General features: G+C 59.3%; 13 protein-coding genes. 11 read left to right on the top strand and 2 right to left on the bottom strand.

Annotation, left to right across the window (positions count from 1 at the left end; genetic code table 11):
• Position 1 precedes the first annotated feature (1 nt).
• Both VI215_05030 and VI215_05025 read right to left on the bottom strand, forming a co-directional pair.
• Complete coding sequence (locus VI215_05030) at positions 2-2239, bottom strand: TonB-dependent receptor (GenBank protein ID HEY6191676.1); 2238 nt, start codon at positions 2237-2239, stop codon at positions 2-4.
• 125 nt (positions 2240-2364) lie between these two features.
• Positions 2365-3162 carry a hypothetical protein gene (locus VI215_05025; GenBank protein ID HEY6191675.1) on the bottom strand — a complete coding sequence of 266 codons (798 nt, stop codon included), beginning with the start codon at positions 3160-3162 and terminating at the stop codon, positions 2365-2367.
• A 121-nt stretch (positions 3163-3283) separates the two neighbouring features.
• On the opposite strand from VI215_05025, the gene hutH reads away from it, so the two are divergent.
• The 11 genes from hutH to VI215_04970 form a co-directional block, all read left to right on the top strand.
• On the top strand, positions 3284-4840 hold the full coding sequence (hutH, locus tag VI215_05020; GenBank protein HEY6191674.1) for a histidine ammonia-lyase: 1557 nt from the start codon (positions 3284-3286) through the stop codon (positions 4838-4840).
• Positions 4837-5922, top strand: a complete 1086-nt coding sequence (locus VI215_05015; GenBank protein ID HEY6191673.1) for an adenosine deaminase — start codon at positions 4837-4839, stop codon at positions 5920-5922. The genes hutH and VI215_05015 overlap by 4 nt, the downstream gene beginning before the upstream one ends.
• Before the next feature lie 48 nt (positions 5923-5970).
• Positions 5971-6501 carry a hypothetical protein gene (locus VI215_05010; GenBank protein ID HEY6191672.1) on the top strand — a complete coding sequence of 177 codons (531 nt, stop codon included), beginning with the start codon at positions 5971-5973 and terminating at the stop codon, positions 6499-6501.
• Positions 6502-6722: 221 nt separating this feature from the next.
• Complete coding sequence (locus VI215_05005; GenBank protein ID HEY6191671.1) at positions 6723-8435, top strand: tetratricopeptide repeat protein; 1713 nt, start codon at positions 6723-6725, stop codon at positions 8433-8435.
• Positions 8432-9202 carry a DUF4292 domain-containing protein gene (locus VI215_05000; GenBank protein ID HEY6191670.1) on the top strand — a complete coding sequence of 257 codons (771 nt, stop codon included), beginning with the start codon at positions 8432-8434 and terminating at the stop codon, positions 9200-9202. Before VI215_05005 ends, VI215_05000 begins: the two co-directional genes overlap by 4 nt.
• Positions 9202-10419, top strand: coding sequence for a peptidoglycan DD-metalloendopeptidase family protein (locus VI215_04995; GenBank protein HEY6191669.1), 1218 nt, complete (start codon positions 9202-9204; stop codon positions 10417-10419). The genes VI215_05000 and VI215_04995 overlap by 1 nt, the downstream gene beginning before the upstream one ends.
• Before the next feature lie 9 nt (positions 10420-10428).
• Positions 10429-13092 carry a sigma 54-interacting transcriptional regulator gene (locus tag VI215_04990; protein HEY6191668.1) on the top strand — a complete coding sequence of 888 codons (2664 nt, stop codon included), beginning with the start codon at positions 10429-10431 and terminating at the stop codon, positions 13090-13092.
• A 363-nt stretch (positions 13093-13455) separates the two neighbouring features.
• Positions 13456-14493 carry a hypothetical protein gene (locus VI215_04985; GenBank protein ID HEY6191667.1) on the top strand — a complete coding sequence of 346 codons (1038 nt, stop codon included), beginning with the start codon at positions 13456-13458 and terminating at the stop codon, positions 14491-14493.
• A 117-nt stretch (positions 14494-14610) separates the two neighbouring features.
• Complete coding sequence (locus tag VI215_04980; protein ID HEY6191666.1) at positions 14611-15513, top strand: hypothetical protein; 903 nt, start codon at positions 14611-14613, stop codon at positions 15511-15513.
• A 63-nt stretch (positions 15514-15576) separates the two neighbouring features.
• Positions 15577-17556, top strand: coding sequence for a hypothetical protein (locus VI215_04975; protein ID HEY6191665.1), 1980 nt, complete (start codon positions 15577-15579; stop codon positions 17554-17556).
• A 130-nt stretch (positions 17557-17686) separates the two neighbouring features.
• Positions 17687-18351, top strand: a 665-nt coding sequence (locus tag VI215_04970) for a hypothetical protein (protein ID HEY6191664.1), incomplete at its 3' end; no start/stop codon positions are given.

The raw sequence follows: 18351 nt of genomic DNA, 5'->3' as shown, positions 1-18351 counted from the left end.
GCTACAGGGTGATCGTCACCGTCCCGATCGCGCGCCTTTTCAGAAGCGATCCGCCGAAGATCTCGTAGTGCTCCCTGTCCAGCAGGTTTGAAACATCGAGGCCGAGAGTGATATTCTGAGAGAGCGCGTACCGCGCGGCAAGATTCACCACCGTGTAGGCGAGGACCCTTCCCTGAAAGATGCCCGCCGACCAATCGAATGACGGGACGTATTTCGCCGTCACCCCAACCTGCAAACCCGATCCCCCCTTATAGGTGATCCCCCCGTTCAACTTGTACTGAGGAGTATTCGGAAGAAGCGGGCTGTTCGCGTTCTCTTCCTCTACATCAAAATCGAAAAGCGAATAGTTCGCATCGATATTCCAGGACTCCGAAAGAGTGTAATTCAACCCGAGCTCGAACCCCTTCTCGTTTACTTTTCCCGCATTGCCGTACGACCAGACTGTCCGAAGCTTGCTCCCGATATTTTCCTGGCCGTGATACGCGGGATTCACGCCCGGTGCGAGATCGGTGATGAAATCGCTCAATTGATTGTAGTACCCGTCGACCGTTGCGTAGATCGCATTACGAAACGTTCCCTTGTAACCGAACTCGTAGCCCCTGATCTGTTCGACCGTCAGATGATCGTTCCCGAGATAGGCGAGGGGTTGGGCGGGGTCGAGGACATGGAGAAACAGTTCGGAATAGGCCGGCTCTTGAAACGCCCGGTTGTACGTGACGCGAAAACTGTGCTCGCGCTCGGGAGACCAGACGAGCGCCACCTTGGGAGAGAACTGGCTCTCGTGAAGCGTGCTCCGGTCCCAGCGCGAAGCCGCAAGAGCTTTCAATTGGTCGGAGAAGCGGTACTCAAGCTGCCCGTAGATGCCGGTCAAATTATCCTTGTGTTGATCGAGCATGAGTGTTCCGCGGGTGTCGACCGTCTGGTACCTGTAAGAAAGTCCCGTCGTCAGGAAGAGGCGCTCCTCCATCGCGGAAGTGTGGTACTGATAATCCCCCTGAACTGTCAGCGACGTTTCCTCCAGAGGCAATCCCGTCGAGAGGGAATATTGCGGCTCCCGGGAATCCCGGCCGCTCGCCCAAACCTGGACGCTGGAATGGTCGTCGGAGTAACTGGCCCTGCCCCACGGCCTGAGCGCGCGAGTCACCTGCACCCTGCCGATGCCGGTGATGAAGACCTCGTTCTCCACCTGAGCGAGTCCGCCTTCGACGACCGCGAGGGCTCCGCTGCCGGCATCGTAGTCGACCCGGGCGGATCCGTATGTCGACCTGACCGGATCGGTGTTGAGCCGCCGGACCTCCAGATTCAGAAACGGATTAAATCCGTCATACTCGAACGGATGCTGCTGCGACGCGTCTCGCGGTACGCTCCAGGTGTCTCCCTGTGAGCGCCCGATATTCACTTTGTATCCCCATCTCCCCGAGACGCCCGCATGCTGGAGATCGGCCCGGACGGTGTTGAGTTCGCCGCCGGCCAGCGTGAGTCTTGTGCCGGCGCTTTGTTTCGGCGAAGGCGTGACGATGTTCAGCACCCCGTTGAACGCATTTGCACCGTAGAGGGCGGATCCGGGGCCGCGCACAAGTTCGAGACGGCCCAGCTGTTCCACGGGGACGGAGAGCCCGTTCCATTCCTGTGACCCGAGGAAAACGATAGCCAGATCGCGTCCATCGAGGAGAACCAGCAGGCGGCGAGTGAGCGAGCTGTTGAATCCACGAGTGTTGATGTTAAAATCAAAAAGCCCGTTTTGAGCGATATCCACGCCGGGAAGGCGCTCGAGCAGTTTCGGGACCTGTCCCTGGCCCGAGTTAAGCTGAATGTCGCCTGCCTCCATGGCTGAAACCGCCGCCGGCGCGTCGGTAATCCGTTCCCTGCGGAAGGAAGCTCCATAGACGACCACCTCGCCGACCTGAACGCTTGCCTCCTTCAGTTCGATCGCACACGTCGCGGTCTCTTGCGCGCGCACCGTCACTCCGGAAACATCCACGGTGAGGTAACCTATTGCCGATGCGGTGATTGTGTATGTGGAGGGGGGAACATTGGGGATGGAGAATCTCCCTTCGCTGTCGCTGACGGCGCCCAGGGTGGTTCCCTGGATACGGATGTTCGCATCCTGGATCGGGTCTTCGGTGCCGGCGTTCCGGATCGTACCCTGCACCATGCCCCCGCCCGTTGGGTTGGATGTGAACGGTTGCTGCGCGAGGAGAGGCCCCGAGGCAAGCAGCAGAAGGAGAACGAAGATCACGATCCTGCCACGGTTGTCATTCTGATTCGCGAAGCGACGAAGAATCTGTCTATTCGGTTCAGACGGCGTGTGAGATCCTTCGCGGAGTTCACACTGAGCGAAGCGAATGTGCTCAGGATGACAGCTTAGAAATTTCTGCTCGTCAGAACGCGGAAGAGCCCGTAGTTCTCGGTATCGCCGGATATGTTCACCTGGACCGGCCCGACGTCCGCCACAAGCCAGAGTTTCGCCGTGGTCGCATCGTCTTGCACCACGAATCCGCCGGCAATGATTTTCCGCCAGGTTCGTATCCTGTACGCATGGGGATAGACCACGTGAGCGGCAGAGCTGTCCGTGATTGAAACCTGACCTTCAATCTTCCCGAAAATCTGAAGACGCACATCACCGGTGAGGCCTCCCATGTGTCCCACCACGGTCGTATCGAAGGCGGACCATTGGGCACCGACGCCCACGCTGGGCTTTGCGAGTTCGATCCAGGCAAGCGTATCCGAATAGGTTGCTCCGATCGCCCGGTAGAAGGGACCGAGCGTCTGGCGGAAGGAGAGATCCCCGGAGGCGGAGTCCTTCTTGATCTGGAAGAATCGCACCGATGTAATCCCCTCCACGGTTGTGGAATCGCGGATCAGCCAGGTTCCCGAAGGCCCGGGCAGAACGGTCCAGATGCCCAGATAGGATCCGACCGAAGAAGTGATGGCGGAGTCGACGGTGTTCGGGTAGACCAGGAAGCCGGTGTATTCGAATCTGCGGTCGGCGGCGAGAGGGAATAAATCGTCGTGAATAGGAGTGACCACCGGAGGCGCCGTGGTGGTATCGTCGCTCTTACATCCGCCCCCCGACAGGATCAGGCCCAGGATCAGACCGGAGAGGGTGAGAACGATGGCCGCGACCAGGAGAACGGATTCCCTTATCTTTCCAGGGTTCATGATGATCTACCTCTTGATGTGGAGGAAGCGTAAAGATAGGCAAGAAGCCGCAGAAGTTCAAATCCGTTGCATCTCAGGCGGGTTCTTCGTAAATTCGGTCAGATTTTTCACAAAATACCCCATGCGACCCCTCGTTCTCGACGGAAACAGCCTCACCGTCGAAGATGTCTATCGTTGTTCCAGAGACGTTTCAAGGATTTCCTACTCCGAATCCTCGAAGCGGCGCATGCGGGCGTCCCGCGAGCTCGTGGAAGACTGGGTTCGCCGCGGCGAATCGATATACGGGGTGACCACCGGCTTCGGAGAGCTGAGCAATGTCCGGATCAGCGCCGATCATCTCGAAGAGTTGCAGACAAACCTGATCGTCAGCCACGCCGCGGGGGCCGGAGAGCCTCTGCCGTACGAAGTGGTGCGGGCGATGACGATTCTCCGCCTGAACGCGCTCGCAAAAGGGTACTCGGGCATTCGCCTCGAAACGATGGACTTCTTCCGGAAAGTATTCAACGCCGGAATCATTCCCATCATCCCCTCGAAAGGCTCCGTGGGATCGAGCGGCGACCTCGCCCCGCTTGCCCACCTCGTCCTGACGTTGCTCGGTCAGGGGAGGGTGTGGTATAAAAATGCCGTCATGGATTCCGGTCTTGCGCTTCGCAAGCTCGGACTGAAACCGCTGAGACTGGGGGCGAAGGAAGGGCTCGCACTCGTCAACGGGACGCAAATGATGGCCGCCTACGGCGTGCACCTGGTGCACGAAGCGCGGTCTCTCTGCAAGATCGCCGACATCGCGGGAGCGATGAGCGTGGAAGCGCTCAAGGGAACGGACACGGCTTTCGATCCGAGGATCCATGCGCTCCGCCCCTACAAGGGACAGGCCGCCAGCGCGGCAAACCTCCGGCGTCTGATGAAACACAGCGCCATTCGCGAATCGCACAGGCATGACGACCCGAGGGTGCAGGACGCCTATTCGATCCGCTGCATGCCCCAGGTTCACGGCGCGTCCCGCGACGCGATCCGATATGTCTACGATGTGGTATCGATCGAGATCAACTCCGCGACGGACAACCCGCTGATCTTCCCCCGCGGGAAAACGCATCTCGAAGGCGGGAACTTTCACGGCCAACCGCTCGCCCTCGCTCTCGATTTTCTCGCGATCGCACTCGCGGAACTGGCGAGCATCTCCGAGCGCAGGATCGAGAGGATGGTCAACGGCTCGCTGAGCGGGCTCCCCCGCTTCCTGAGCGAAAACGGAGGGCTCCACTCCGGCCTCATGATCGCACAATACACCGCGGCCTCGATGGTTTCGGAGAACAAAGTCCTGGCCCATCCTGCCAGCGTCGATTCGATCCCGACCTCGGCGAATCAGGAGGACCACAACAGCATGGGATCGATCAGCGCGCACAAAGCGTGGCAGGTGTTACGCAACACCGAAACGGTGCTCGCGATCGAACTGATGGTCGCGGCGCAGGGGATCGACTTCTCGCGCATCCACCCCGATTCCGGACGGAAGATGGCCGCCGGAAAAGGAGTCGAAGCGGCCCACCGGGTACTCCGCAGCAGGATCAAGCATCTGGGACGGGACCGCGTCCTCCATGACGACATACAGTCGGCCCTCAAATTAGTGAAGGATGGAATCGTTCTCAAGGCGGTTGAAAAAGAAGTAGGGGAATTGATCATATGAAACTGACAGAAAAATTTATCCGCACGCTTCCGAAGCCTCTGCTCCACGATCACCTCGACGGAGGCTTGCGGCCTCAGACGATCATCGAGCTGGCAAGGGATCTCGGATACGACAAGCTTCCGACGACGGATGCGGGAGAGCTGGGGGAGTGGTTCCACCGCGGCGCCCAGCGGGGAAGCCTGCCGCTCTACCTCGAGGGATTCGCCCACACGACCGGAGTCATGCAAACGGACGAGGCGATCGAGCGGGTGGCATACGAGATGATGGAAGACATGCACGAGGACGGCGTCGTCTATGTGGAGACGAGGTTCGCGCCGGTCCTGCACACGGAGCGGGGCATGCACTGGGAGGAGATCGTCTCGTCGGTGTTGCGCGGGCTGGAGAGGGGAAGGAGGGATTTTGGAGTCGAATTCGGCCTCATCATCTGCGCGATGCGGGATATGACGCTCTCCCAGGAGATGGCGGAGCTCGCGATCGATTTCCGGGAGCGCGGCGTGGTCGGATTCGACCTGGCGGGCGAAGAAGGGGGCTATCCTCCCAAGAAACACGTCGACGCCTTTCACTATATCCAGCGGGAAAACTTCAACATCACGATTCATGCCGGCGAAGCCTTCGGCAAGGAATCGATCTGGCAGGCGATCCAGTGGTGCGGCGCGCATCGCATCGGCCACGCCACGCGTTTGATCGAGGATATGTCGGTGTCGGACGACGACCCGACCGAGGTCGCCAACATGGGGTATCTCGCCCAGTACGTGCTCGACAAGAGGATACCTCTGGAGATATGCCTGACCAGCAATGTGGATACGGGCGCGGTGAAGAGTATCGAGGAGCACCCGTTCGGGATTTATCACCGCTATCGTTTCCGCGTTACGCTCAATACGGACGACCGGCTCATGAGCAAGACGACTCTCTCACGCGAGTATAAGCTCGCCGCCGACGCCTTTAATCTGACCCTCCATGATCTCGAGAAGCTGTCTCTGAACGCAATGAAGAGCGCGTTTGTTCCTTATAAGAAGCGGATCGAGCTCATCTACAAGGTGATCAAACCGGGTTTTGAGCGGGCGCAGAAGGCAAAAAAGTAGCACTCCGGTCATCCTGAGGGAGCGCAGCGACCGAAGGATCTGTTCAGAATGACGCGAATCAAACGGTTACTCATCCTATCGGTCCTCGGAGCGGTCATCACGCTCCCGGAGCCCGGCTGTGCGCCGGCACCGGAACCGGGGATGTACTTCTACCGGGCAATCAACGACGGGTGCAATTGCCAGGAGTACCGCCTCGCGGACCGGCCGGGCCGCATTGAGTATCTGTTCCGGGCCCGCTACAGGATGGAGGAAGGGGTCGTCACCGACATCGAGATCGAGTTGACAAACAATAACCGGGATACGCTCTTCCTCGACCGGGGCGCGATCAAAGTAAGCTCGCAGAACATTCCCTACCAGTACAACGGCAAATTCCTCCCGCTGCCCGCCCTGATCATACCTCCCTCTCAAAGCGATGTCGTCAAGCTCGTGGGGCGCGAGATTAACGGCAAGCCGGATTGGAACAAGATCGCCGGCGAGCAGCTCAGCATCACAATAAAAGGGCTGCATGCGGGGCTGAGGGATCTCGCGTCGCAAACCGCGATCTTCGTTCCGGATAATCCGAGAGTGAGAAGGCGCTGAGGAACTGCCCTACCGAGCTACTCTACCTAGCCACATGCCTCTCCACCTCGTCATGCTGACATGCTCCTGGTCAGCATCTTTCAACTCTTTTATAAAGATCCCGACCTAAAACATGTCGGGATGACGAGAGAAGGTTAAACTGTGGCACTACCCGCCGTTGTTATTCTAGCGCTAATTCGGTATATTTTTTTATGAAAACTTTCAGGCGATCCTGGAGGCGGATGACATATTGGACTGCGCCGATCTTGTTGTCGGGGCTCATCTTCGCCGGCTGCGGAGGATCCGGGACCACGGCGCAATCCTCCAAACCTTCGGGCAGCTTTCCGCTGAAACAACTCCCGGACGATGATCTCGCGCTCCGCCGTTTCATCGAAGGATCTCTGCTCGACCAGACGGGGAAATACGCCGAAGCCATCCTGCAATACCAGGAAGCCCTCCAGACCAGGCAGGATCCCGCCATTTACCACGCGATCGCAAAAGACTATTCGATTCTCGATAACCATACCCGGGCCATTCAGATGGGACTTGAGGCGGTCCGTCTGGAGCCCGACAACAGGACCTACCACGAAACGCTCGCGGAGGTTTATGTAAACGCGCTCGATCTCGACGGCGCGATCAGGGAATTCGACGCGGTGATCAAGATCGACTCGATGTACCTGGAGGGCTGGTTGAGCCTGGGCAGGCTTCTTCAAGTGCAGAAACCCGATCGGGCCCTGAAAGTCTACCAGGAGGTCATCAACCGGTTCGGCCCCGAGTCCGACGCGTATTTCCAGATGGCGCAGATCTACAGCGGCATGGGAAAACTCCGGGAGGCGACTGAGCAACTGAAAGGGATGCTCTCCCTCGATCCGGGAAACTTTGAAGTGAAAAAGGCCCTCGGTGACGCCTACCTCAAGATCGACAGCGTTTCGACGGCGCTTCGCATTTACAACGAGCTGATAGAACTTCATCCCGAAAACCTCGATGTTCGGGCCTCGATCGCGCACGCCTACCTGACACGGCAGGACTATGACGCCGCCGCGGAACAATTTGAGGCCGTCCTCCGGAGGGACTCTCTCTCGTTGGATGACCAGCTCAAGTTCGGCCAGGTCTTCCTTAATTTTATTCAGAAAGATTCCGCGGTCGCCCCCTACGCGATCAACCTCTTTCAACGCATCAAGAAAAAGTATCCGGACGACTGGCGCCCCTACTGGTTCCTCGGGGCCATCGACAACATCACCAAGGACGATTCCGGCGCGATGCTGAATTTTCAAAAAGTGAAGGAGCTCGCGAGCTGGAACGCGGACGGCTGGGTCGGAATTGCCTCGATCTACTACGACAAGGGACGATTCGACGACGCGATTCAGGTGCTCACCGAAGCGCGGAAGGTCGTGCCCGAGGAATTCCGCATCCATTTCCTTCTCGGGATCTCCTACCAGCGAAAACACGCCCTTGCCGACGCCGCCGCCTCGCTCGAAAAGGCGATCCAGCTCAACGACAAAAGCGTCGACGCGGTGAGCGCGCTTGCGCTTACCTACGACGAGTTGAAACGGCCGGAGGATTCCGACAGCATGTACGAACGGGGGCTCCGGATGGATCCCCACAACCACCTGCTTCTCAATAATTACGCCTACAGCCTTTCCGAGCGCGGGCTGCAGCTCCAGAGATCGTTGCGCATGGCGAAGGAGGCAGTCGAGCAGCAGCCGGCGAACCAGTCCTACCTCGACACCTACGGCTGGGTCTACTTCCGGCTCCAGCAGTACGATGAAGCAGAGAGGTACATCAAAAAGGCGATCGAGCTGGGGAGCAACAGCCCGGTCATCAACGAACACCTCGGCGACATCTACTACAAGCAGTCGAAGAAAGAGAAGGCGATGGAGTACTGGCAGAAAGCCCTGCAGCTCGACGCGACAAATACGGAGTTGAAAGAGAAGATCCAACGGGGAAGTCTGTGAGATGCACCCCCTGCGGGACCGGCGTATTGCTCCTTGCGTGTGCGTTCGCCGGGTGCGCGCCAGCCGCGAAATCGATCAGAGAGCGCCCGTTCCCGGCCGCCGAGGTCATCCGCCGGGTTCAGGAGCGGAACGAGCAGGTGAGGACACTCCGGGGAAACGGCACGATCACCGTGGAGGTCCCCGAGGGGTCGAACTCGGGCTACTTCGACGCGTCGCTCAAGAAGCCGGACTCGCTCCTGGTGGAGTTCAAAGGGCCGTTCGGGATCCATGTGGCAACGTTGCAGTTATGCCGCGACCGCTTCGTTTTTTTCAACCAGATGGAGAACAAGGCCATCATCGGTAAACCCGACGGCAAGACGCTTCAATCGATGCTCAAGCTGAAGATGGAGTTCGATGAAATACTGAACGTCTTCACGGGAGAGTTTCCCGCGGCATCGCCCGGCGATTCGCTCGCACGGTTTACGGTGGAGGACGACCGCTACGTGCTCCGGTACGCCGAACGGACCGACAGCAAGGAATACCAGATCGACGGGGAGGATTTCGTTGTGACCAGTTACCGCGTCGCAGACAGCGCGGGCAGCCCGGCCGTTACGGCCACGGCATCCAGGATCGACGACTCTCCCCCGGTTGCGGTCCCGAAACTGTTGCGCGTGATTTTCCCGCAGGAAAAGAGGAGCATCACCATCGCGTACTCCGGCCTGGAAGTCAACAAGCCGGTCGAATGCTCGCTCACCATTCCCGATCGCGCAGAGATCATCCGGCGCTGATGACCCCCCGCGCAACCTTCCTCGCACTGCTCCTGATCTCCGGATTGTTTGCGGCTTCTTCCGGCGCCCAACGGAGCGAGCTGAAGCAGAAACGCTCCGATCTCGAAAAGCTGAGAAAAGAGATCGATCAGTTCGAACAGAAGATCAAGGGGAAGGAGCGGAAGGAACACGCGACGCTCGAACTCCTCGACAGCTACGATCACCAGGCCTCGCTCGTCCGAAAGCTGATCGGCAGGCTGAAGGACGAAGAGAAATCCCTCTCCGACGATATCGACCGCGACCGCGCTCTCATCGGCACTTTGAGCGACCGGGTCGGTTTCCTCAAGCAGGAGTATGCCCGGTACGTCACGACCGCCTACAAGTCCGGCCGCACGTACGATCTCGAATTGCTCCTCACGTCGCGCTCGTTGAACCAGATGCTTATCCGCTCGGAGTATCTGAAGCGGTTTTCCGAACAGCGCCGGCAGGATCTCGACAGCATTTCCGATCAACGGGCCGACCTTCAGGCGCAGAACACGAAACTGGAACGGCAGCTTGCGAACCGCCGCCAGCTGATCGCGGAAAAGGCGCGCGAAGAGAAAAAGCTCGCCGGCCGCGTCCAATCGCGGAAAGCGCTCCTTGCGACGATCCGAAAAGACAAGCGAAACTTTACACGCGAAATCAATCGCAAGATCGAAGACGCAAAGAAACTGGAGCAACTCGTCGCGGGCCTGATCGACCGCGAGAAGGCCGGACCAGCGCGAAAACCGCCCGATCAGAGTACGCGTCCGGGCGGGAGCGTTTCGCGGCCCGGAACGGGGTTCGATCTCTTGAGGGGCAAGCTCTCGTGGCCGGTGTCGCAGGGAAAGATCATCGGGCGGTTCGGGGTCCAGGAAAATCGCACCCTTCACACGGTGACACAGAATACCGGCATCGACATCGGGGTTTCCTCCGGCACCGTCGTGGATGCGGTCGCCGCGGGCGAAGTCTCCACGATCTGGTGGCTCCCGTCCTTCGGCAACCTCGTCATCGTGAACCACCAGGGCGGGTACCGGACCGTCTACGCCCACCTTCTGGAGATCTCCGTGAACGAAGGAGACGACGTGAAAGAAGGGGATCAGATCGGGAAAAGCGGCGAGGCCCTCTCCGGTCCTCAGCTTCATTTTGAAATCTGGAAGGATCGCGAGAAGCAGGATCCCCTGCAGTGGCTCCAGCCCCGTGGATTGACCAACCGGTAGGCCGCACGGATGGAACAGGGGAAATCGAAACGGTTCTACCTCGGGATCGGCCTCATCGTCCTTGCGCTTCTCCTCTCGCGCGTTCTCTCAGGCCCCTTCGACGCGCTGGAAGAATCGTTCACCGCGACGAAGTATCACCTCCGCGGCGAATCAAAAATCGATTCCTCGATCGTCATCCTCTACCTTTCCGGCGACGACATCGCTTCGCTCGGCGGGATCCCCCTCAAACGAAGCTACTATGCGCTGATCCTCGACGTGCTCCATGACCTGGGCGCGAAGGCCGTCGGTGTGGACGTCGCCTTTACCGAGCCCGATCCGGAGCACCCTGAGTATGATGAGATCCTTTCGGCGGTGGTCCGGAAATCAGGCAACGTCGTACTCGGGGGTTATTTCCGGTCCCTGAACGCCCCCGACACCGGGAGCCACGGAGCGAGCGGGATAAGCGCGATTCCATCCAGCATCGCGTATCCTCCCGGCCGGGAGGAACCCTTTCCCTCCGGCAGGGGGCTTGAGCTTCCGTTTCCAGAATTACTTAAAAGCTCGGCGAGCTTCGGGCACACCACCATGCTCGAAACCTCAAAGCTGCCCCTCTTCGTGAGTACGAGTCAAGGCCGCCTTCCCTCCTTCGCGTTCGAGGTTCTCCGAATCGGGCTCGGAGCTTCCAGGTCGGATGTAAGGATCGGCGACGGAGACGCCGAAATCGGCGCAGAGGGTCGCCGCGTGAGGATTCACTATTCCGATGACGGTTCCATCACTCCTAATTTCACCGGAGGGACCGGTTCGCTCAACCTCATTTCCACGGTCGAGTTTCTGAAAGCGTACGACGTGCGCCAATCGGGCGGCACAACTCCCCCCGTCATCGCGCAGATCAGGGGAAAGATAGTCCTCCTCGGCATTATCGCCGGCGGGAGAAGTCCGTTCCTCTCGACTCCATTCTCCTCCCAGTTTCCGTCGATCGGCCTCCACGCGACGATCATTCACGATGCCCTCCACGATTCGTTTCTTCGGAGGATATCGGAAACCGCCGGTTACCTCCTGGCGTTCTCTTTGGGATGCGCCTGCATCCTGTTCATGGAATCGAGACGCCAGCTCGCGGGCATTCTGGCGATCATCGCCTCGGCGCTTGTGCTCCTGATCGCCTCCTGCTGGACCTTCTCGTCCTCTTCGATCATTCTACCGGTTGTTCCCTCTCTCTTCGCGGCGCTGGTAGTTACGGCAGGGCTCGTGCTCTTCAGGCACCAGCTGGTCCAGGGACAGGTCACGTCGCTCAGGGAGGAGAAGGAATCGATTCACCGGCTCCTGCACGACAAAGAGAAGCGGCTGAAATCGCTCGAGGAGGAACTCGGCGCCCTCCGGCAGCCGAACGGCGAGCCGCGCGGTGCGGCCCTCCAGGAAGAGATCGCGGCGTACCAATCCGAAATCGCCCGGTTGCGCACGCAGGCCGACGATCTTCAACCGCACAAGGAGTCGCCGCAGAGTGGAGGGGAAGCGGAGGACTTCAACGGGATCCTCTATCGCGCCTCCGGACCGATGCAGGAAATTGTGGCTTTCATAAAGAAGATCTCGAATAACGACGCGAATGTCCTCGTTATGGGCGAAAGCGGCACCGGGAAGGAACTGGTGGCGCGGGCGATACACGCCCACTCCTCCAGGGGAGCCGGGCCGTTTGTCGCCGTCAATTGCGGGGCGCTCACCGAGACGCTCCTCGAAAGCGAACTCTTTGGACACGAACGCGGCGCCTTCACTGGCGCAGTGCGCGAGAGGGCCGGGAGATTCGAGCTGGCGGACGGGGGGACGATTTTTCTCGATGAAATCGGAGAGACGAGCGAGGCGTTTCAGGTGAAACTCCTCCGCGTGTTGCAGGACGGCACGCTCGACAGGGTCGGAGGGACGGAAACGATGAAGGTGAATGTCCGCGTGATCGCCGCGACGAACCGCGACCTGCGCGACGCGGTGCAGCAGAAGAAGTTCAGAGAGGATCTCTACTACCGCCTCAATGTCTTTTCCGTAAATCTCCCGCCGCTCAGAGACCGCCAGGCGGACCTCCCGCTTCTCGTCGGGCGATTCATCGAGCGGGAATCCCCCGGTACGAAGTGCAGCACGATCGTGATGGAGGTATTTCTGAAGTATCCATGGAAAGGAAACGTCCGCGAGCTTCAAAGCGTCCTCAAGCGGGCTGTCCTGCTGGCAAGAGCGGAAGGGCGCGATATGATCCGGATCATCGATCTTCCGGAGGAGCTCGCATCGTCGTCGACGGCAGTCCTGGACATCGAAAAACAGATCATCGGCTCAGTGCGCGAAAAAGGTTTCTCCCGGAATGCGATCTCCGAAACAGCCGAAGAGCTGGGCGGATTCAACCGCGGAACGGTTGCCGAATATCTGCGCGGGTATTGCTTCAAGACGTTTGTCGAGAAGCGGTGGGACACCGGCGACGCGGTCGTGGCAATCGCCGGCTCCTCCGACCGGGAGGTTCTCCGGAGGGTTGAGAAGAAATTGCTCGAGTATCTCGGTAATGCCGTCGAAGCCGTCAACCCATCCGGCTCTGCCGAACAGGTTCTCGCCGCGGCCCGGCCCAAATACAAGAATCTCCCGCAACGCTACCATCCCTACCTCGACGAGTTGATCGGGGCGTATAGCCGCGGGGAATGGAAAAAGGATCCGCCGACCGCGTGATCGGGTTCGATCCCGCGTAACTCTCCGGAATTCCCGCACTACCCGGCACACGATTTCCCCGCTTTTTCAACCCGATCCCCCATTTCCCCTCGAATTTCACAGCTTCCGTGTAAAGAACCGTCCTGGCACGATGGTTGATGCCTATCTCACCATGTGGATGCGCTTCAATCGAGGGATGTGAAGCGCATCAACAGGCGAGAGGCACCCTGTTTCAATTTTCACGCCTGTTTGTTAGACTATGGTGGATGAATTTGTCCCGCTGCTCTTCTATCTCAAAATCACGTGCGGGCGTGTGGGAGAGAGCGGCGGGGCAAAATTAAATTGAGACCGCACAGCAAGTCACTCTATAAAGGAGAGGTAGTCATGAAGAATTTGCAGCTGGCAGTTTTGGGTGTCACGGCGGGTCTTTTGTTCTACCTGACCGGGTGCACCAAGGATAATGTCATCAATCCCCCGGTGACCGTCACGGATCAGCAGGCCCTGCAGGAAGAAGTCGCGACCACCGATTCGGTTGCCGGATTCTCCTCATCGGATGAAACGACAATCGACGACAACGGGATGCGCGCTCCTGAGTATGACGGATTTGCGAAGCTCGACATCGGCGATCTGGGCCATCTCGGAATAACCTTCGGGGATACCATTACGCCTGTCCGCTGGGGCCGCCGCATCTTCTGGAATCAGGTCACGCGCCATTACGATGTTGTCATCGCTCCCGGCGACTCGTCGGCGCTCGTGACGATCACGAAGGTGCTTCCCGGCGAATTCTGGGTCGGGGTGGGAACCAGGACGCTGGACACGGTCATCGTCGACAGCATCATCAAGAAGCCGTTCACCGAGGTTGTGACGCGGAAGGTGCGATTCATCCGCGTTGCGCGCACGGACAATCCGTTGAGGAACTGGGTCCCGGTCGCCATCACGATGGTGCTCGGCCGCACGAGGCCCGATAGTCTCAAGAACTTCTCGCTCTCCACGCTTGAGATCGAGCACATCGGACACTTCGACACGACCTATACGGATCCGCTGAACACGTGGTTCCGCCTCGGGCTCTTCCGCGGCTCGGTGCCGCATTTCAGGGTGGGAGACTCCGTAAGAGTCCGCGTCACCCTCAACAGCTCGGATGATTCGGCGGAAATCGCGCACCTCCGGTACGGCATCGCGGGTGACGGCGCCGAACGCCGCCGGACGCTGATGCATCTGGTTTCGACGACAGGCGGGCCCGGCAATTATACCAGGGTCTATCAACGCGTGTTCATCAGCCGGCTGCCGTCCATTCTGCCGCTGGGCATCCTCGCGGCTCGCTTCAACGCGGTTGTCGATGTCATGTCGTGGAGCTCGATCTATGTCGCCGACGCTCCGTTTACGAACGAGTTCTGGGGTACACCATATATCGTGGTGCGGTAACACCCCGGGTACCATTCATTTCCCCCGTCTGCGTCGGAACCGGTATTGCAGGCGGGGGAAGCTTTTATTAGATTGCACCGAATGCCGGCGAAACCGGTATCGCGAAAAGGAAACGGAATGAAATGGACGCTCTACCATAGCATCTTGATTCTCGTTCTGATCGCCGCGGGTTGCCAGAAGCAGGGCCCGGTGAATCTGATCGACGATGCGATTCCGAATCCCGTGGTGGTTTCGCCAATTTCTATTTCGCCCGACGGGGCGTTCGGGACTGAGGATATCGACTCGACGCGCCTCTTCCCGCCCGTCGGAAGCACGAGCCTGGGCCAGTTGATCGTCGCAGGGTCGTCGTTCGATAGCAGGACAGAGCATCACGAAGGTTCCCTTGCACGGGCGATCTTTTTCGACCGGTCCGCCCCCGTGATCATCGACTCGCAGACGCTTGGCTACAAGACGCTCAACGCCGGGATCGTCGGCATCGATGACATTGCGCTCATTCCCCGCGAGAAGCGTCTGCAGATTCCCCGGCTCTTGCTCGACACGCTGCTCGGGGTACAATATTTTCTTGTGAGCCGCGACGGCATCGGAGGCCGCGGCTTCCAGTATGTCGGCAACCACGCATACCGGTGGAGCGCAACGGGACTTGGCGTGATCCTTCCGTTCACCGTGGACGTGGAGTCTCCGGCGGCTCTCCATGTCGATTCACCGCTGCCCGATGAAATAGTCTCGCTCTCGCACAATCTTCGCGTCCGCTGGACCGGCGGCGGCACATCCGTCAATGTGCTCATCAGCTCGGTGCAGTCCGGCTTGCGCGCGAGGCCGCTGATCCGGCTTCGGGTCAATTCGAACCTCGGCGGAATCGTCATCCCGTCGACGCTCCTCCAGATTCTGCGCGGACAGCCGGCCGCGCTCTTTACGTTCACATCGGAGAGCGGCAAGACCGTGAGCGTCAACGGATATCCCGATTCGATCAGGGTGACGGCGTCTTCGACGCATAACCTGCTTCTTTCTCTTGGTCCCTGACCGCCGTCTATGAAGTTTGTGCCTCCTACCCGCATAGGATTGGCAGTGTTGTGCATGATGATGATGACCCGTTCAAACTCATATTCGCAACACCTGAGCTCGGCCCGGGCGATCGGCATGGGAGGGTACACCGCCCTTTCCGACGGGGTGAGCGCGCTTGACTGGAATCCTGCGGGACTTGCCGGAATCTCGGACTGGGAAATCGACGCGGGAAACTTCTTCTCCCCTTCATTGAGCGATCCCTCCTGGACGGCGCAGCTCGGCGGCGCCGGCAAGCGGTTCCTCGAAGATTACGCCGCAGGGCTCCGTATTTCCCCCGGGATCTCGCTCGAGTTTACCATTCCCTCGGTCTTCTCGCTCGAGGATTCCAGCAGATCGGTCGTGAACAGGTTCGACAAGAAGATCAGCTACAGCGAGCCGTATGCGTTCGGAATCGCGTTCCGCGGGCCGCGGGAGATCTCGATCGGCCTGAGCCTCCACAGGTTCGAGAACCAGGTGAGCGATACCCGGTTCTCCGTGGATTCCAACTCTGTCATCCAATCGACACCCGTGACCTATTCGGGGAATACCTTTCTGGCCGATGTGGGAGTCCTCTGGAGCCACCCGGCCGGAGTCAGGCTCGGGCTCGTGGCGAAAAACCTCTTTCAAATTGTGGAATCCCGGCTCACCGGGGATGCGCAGCAGTACGAGTTGACGCTCCCGCGATACGTTCGCATGGGCCTCGGGTACGAGGTGGCGGATGGCGCCCTCGTGAGTCTGGATGGCGACACAAGAAAACAGTTTCGCGTAGGCGGAGAGTGGACCGGACCGTTTCATGTTCTACTCCGTGGTGGATTGTACATCGATGGTTCGGCCTCGCTCTCCGCAGACGCACTCTCCGTCGGTGCCGGCGGCTCCTACGGGCCCGTCAGGCTCGATGCGAGCTATCTCAAATTCGTTTCGGAGGAGAACCGGAAGGGTTCCGCCGCGCTCAGTTCATTTCAACAGTCCGACATCGGAAGCCTCGAATACAATCCGTTCACGGGGGACCGGCTTTCATTGACCGCCCGCATCACCCTCGGCGGCGTCCATCCCAACCCTGTTCAGATCGATCGCGTCGACATGAGCGGCGACTTCTTTCCCGTTCTCCAGACGGTCTATGCCTACCGGCCCGTCGGCAGAGCGATCGTCCGGAACGTGACAGGCGAAGCAATCGACGCGAAACTCAGTTTCTTTGTCGACAAGTTGATGGATGCGCCGACCGAGACGAAGCCGGCCACCGTTCCGGCCGGCGACACGGCGGGCATTCCGCTCTATGCGGTTTTTAACGATTCGATCCGTTCCGCGCGCTCTCCAAGCATACGAAATGGCGAGGTAAACGTCACCGCGGTGACCGGCGACGGGAGGTATGACGACCGGTATCAGAGCCGCGTGCTCATTCACGCCAGGAACGACTGGAACGGCGACGTCTCGGTCCTGAGGTATTTTGTGACGCCGGCGGATTCCGAAGTCCTCAGGTTCACACGGTCGTATTTGAACCACTACAAGGGGCTTCTCGATACGGTGCCCGGCGTCCTTTCGAATGTCGCGCGCGCGAGGATTTTGTTCAACGAATTTGCCACGCAGCTTCTCTACGTGAACGATCCCAAGAAGAGCGAAGATTTTGTCCAGTATCCCTCCGAGACTCTCCGGATCCGGGGAGGCGACTGCGACGACATGAGCGTCTGCTATGCCGCTCTGCTTGCAAGTATCGGGATGTCGACGGCATTTGTCGACGTCGTGCCGCCGGATCACCCCGCCGATTCGCACATCTACCTGATGTTCGATACGGGTATCAAGCCGGGGGAAGCATCGTTACTGAGCGACAATCCGAAGATCTACGTGATCAGGCCGAACGACCGGCGCGAAGAGTCGGTGTGGCTTCCGATCGAGACGACCGCGATCACGAAGGGATTCGACGACGCATGGAAGATGGGCGCTCGCGAGTACTTCAACGATGTCGAAGTAAATCTCGGAATGGTCCGCGGCTGGGTGCGTGTCGTGGACGTGGGTGTAGTGGAGTAGGACGACTCCTCGTTCCCACGCTCTGCGTGGGAACGCATATACCGGCGCTCTGCGCCGGAACGAAAAAAATAGGTAGCCGCAGCCTTTAGGCTGCGGGCTTTTGGCGGGGTTTTAGAAGAAAGGTGATGCCATGAAAACAACGATGATGATTCTGTTGCTCGGTTTACTCGGCGCTGCGTCGGTGCGCGCCGATATCAGGGTGGTTGCCGTGAAGGGCGCAGTCTACGTCCGGCATAACGTCGAGGAAAAGTGGATGCCCGTTTCCCGCGGAGACATCCTGAAACCCGACGACTCGATGAAGTCCGGCGGAAAGTCCTCCGCTTCGCTTCTCGTCGACGGCAAGACGACCGTGATCCTCCCTGAGATGGCGATCATCGACCTCTCGGACTTGCGGACGCTCTCCAAGGAGGATCTGCTGTTGAAACTCGCGATGGAGCGTATCCGGCGGATCCCCGCGAAGGAAAGAAATGAGGAAATCTCAATCCCCCGGGCGACGACGACCCACGGGGCGAACATGGATGCCCGCGAAACCGTCGCGGCATCAGACCCCCAGGTCGCATTCATGCAGATGAAGGGGGCGGAAGTGTTATTTGGAAACGGCTTCTACGAGACCGGCGTCCTGAGGGCGAAGGGTCTGTTCCGCATCCATCCCGAGCTTTCCAAACGGATCGATGACCGGATGATGGTTGCGAAGGCGCTGGAGGCGTTGAAACTGAAGGGAGAGGCGCTGGATGAGTACGTCGATCTCGGAACCGCGCAGCTTACCGATCAGGAGCGCGCAGTCGTTACGAAGAA

The sequence above is a fragment of the Bacteroidota bacterium genome (assembly GCA_036522515.1).
Classification (GTDB): domain Bacteria; phylum Bacteroidota; class Ignavibacteria; order UBA10030; family SZUA-254; genus VBOC01.
This window is presented reverse-complemented; position numbering and strand designations above follow the sequence as displayed.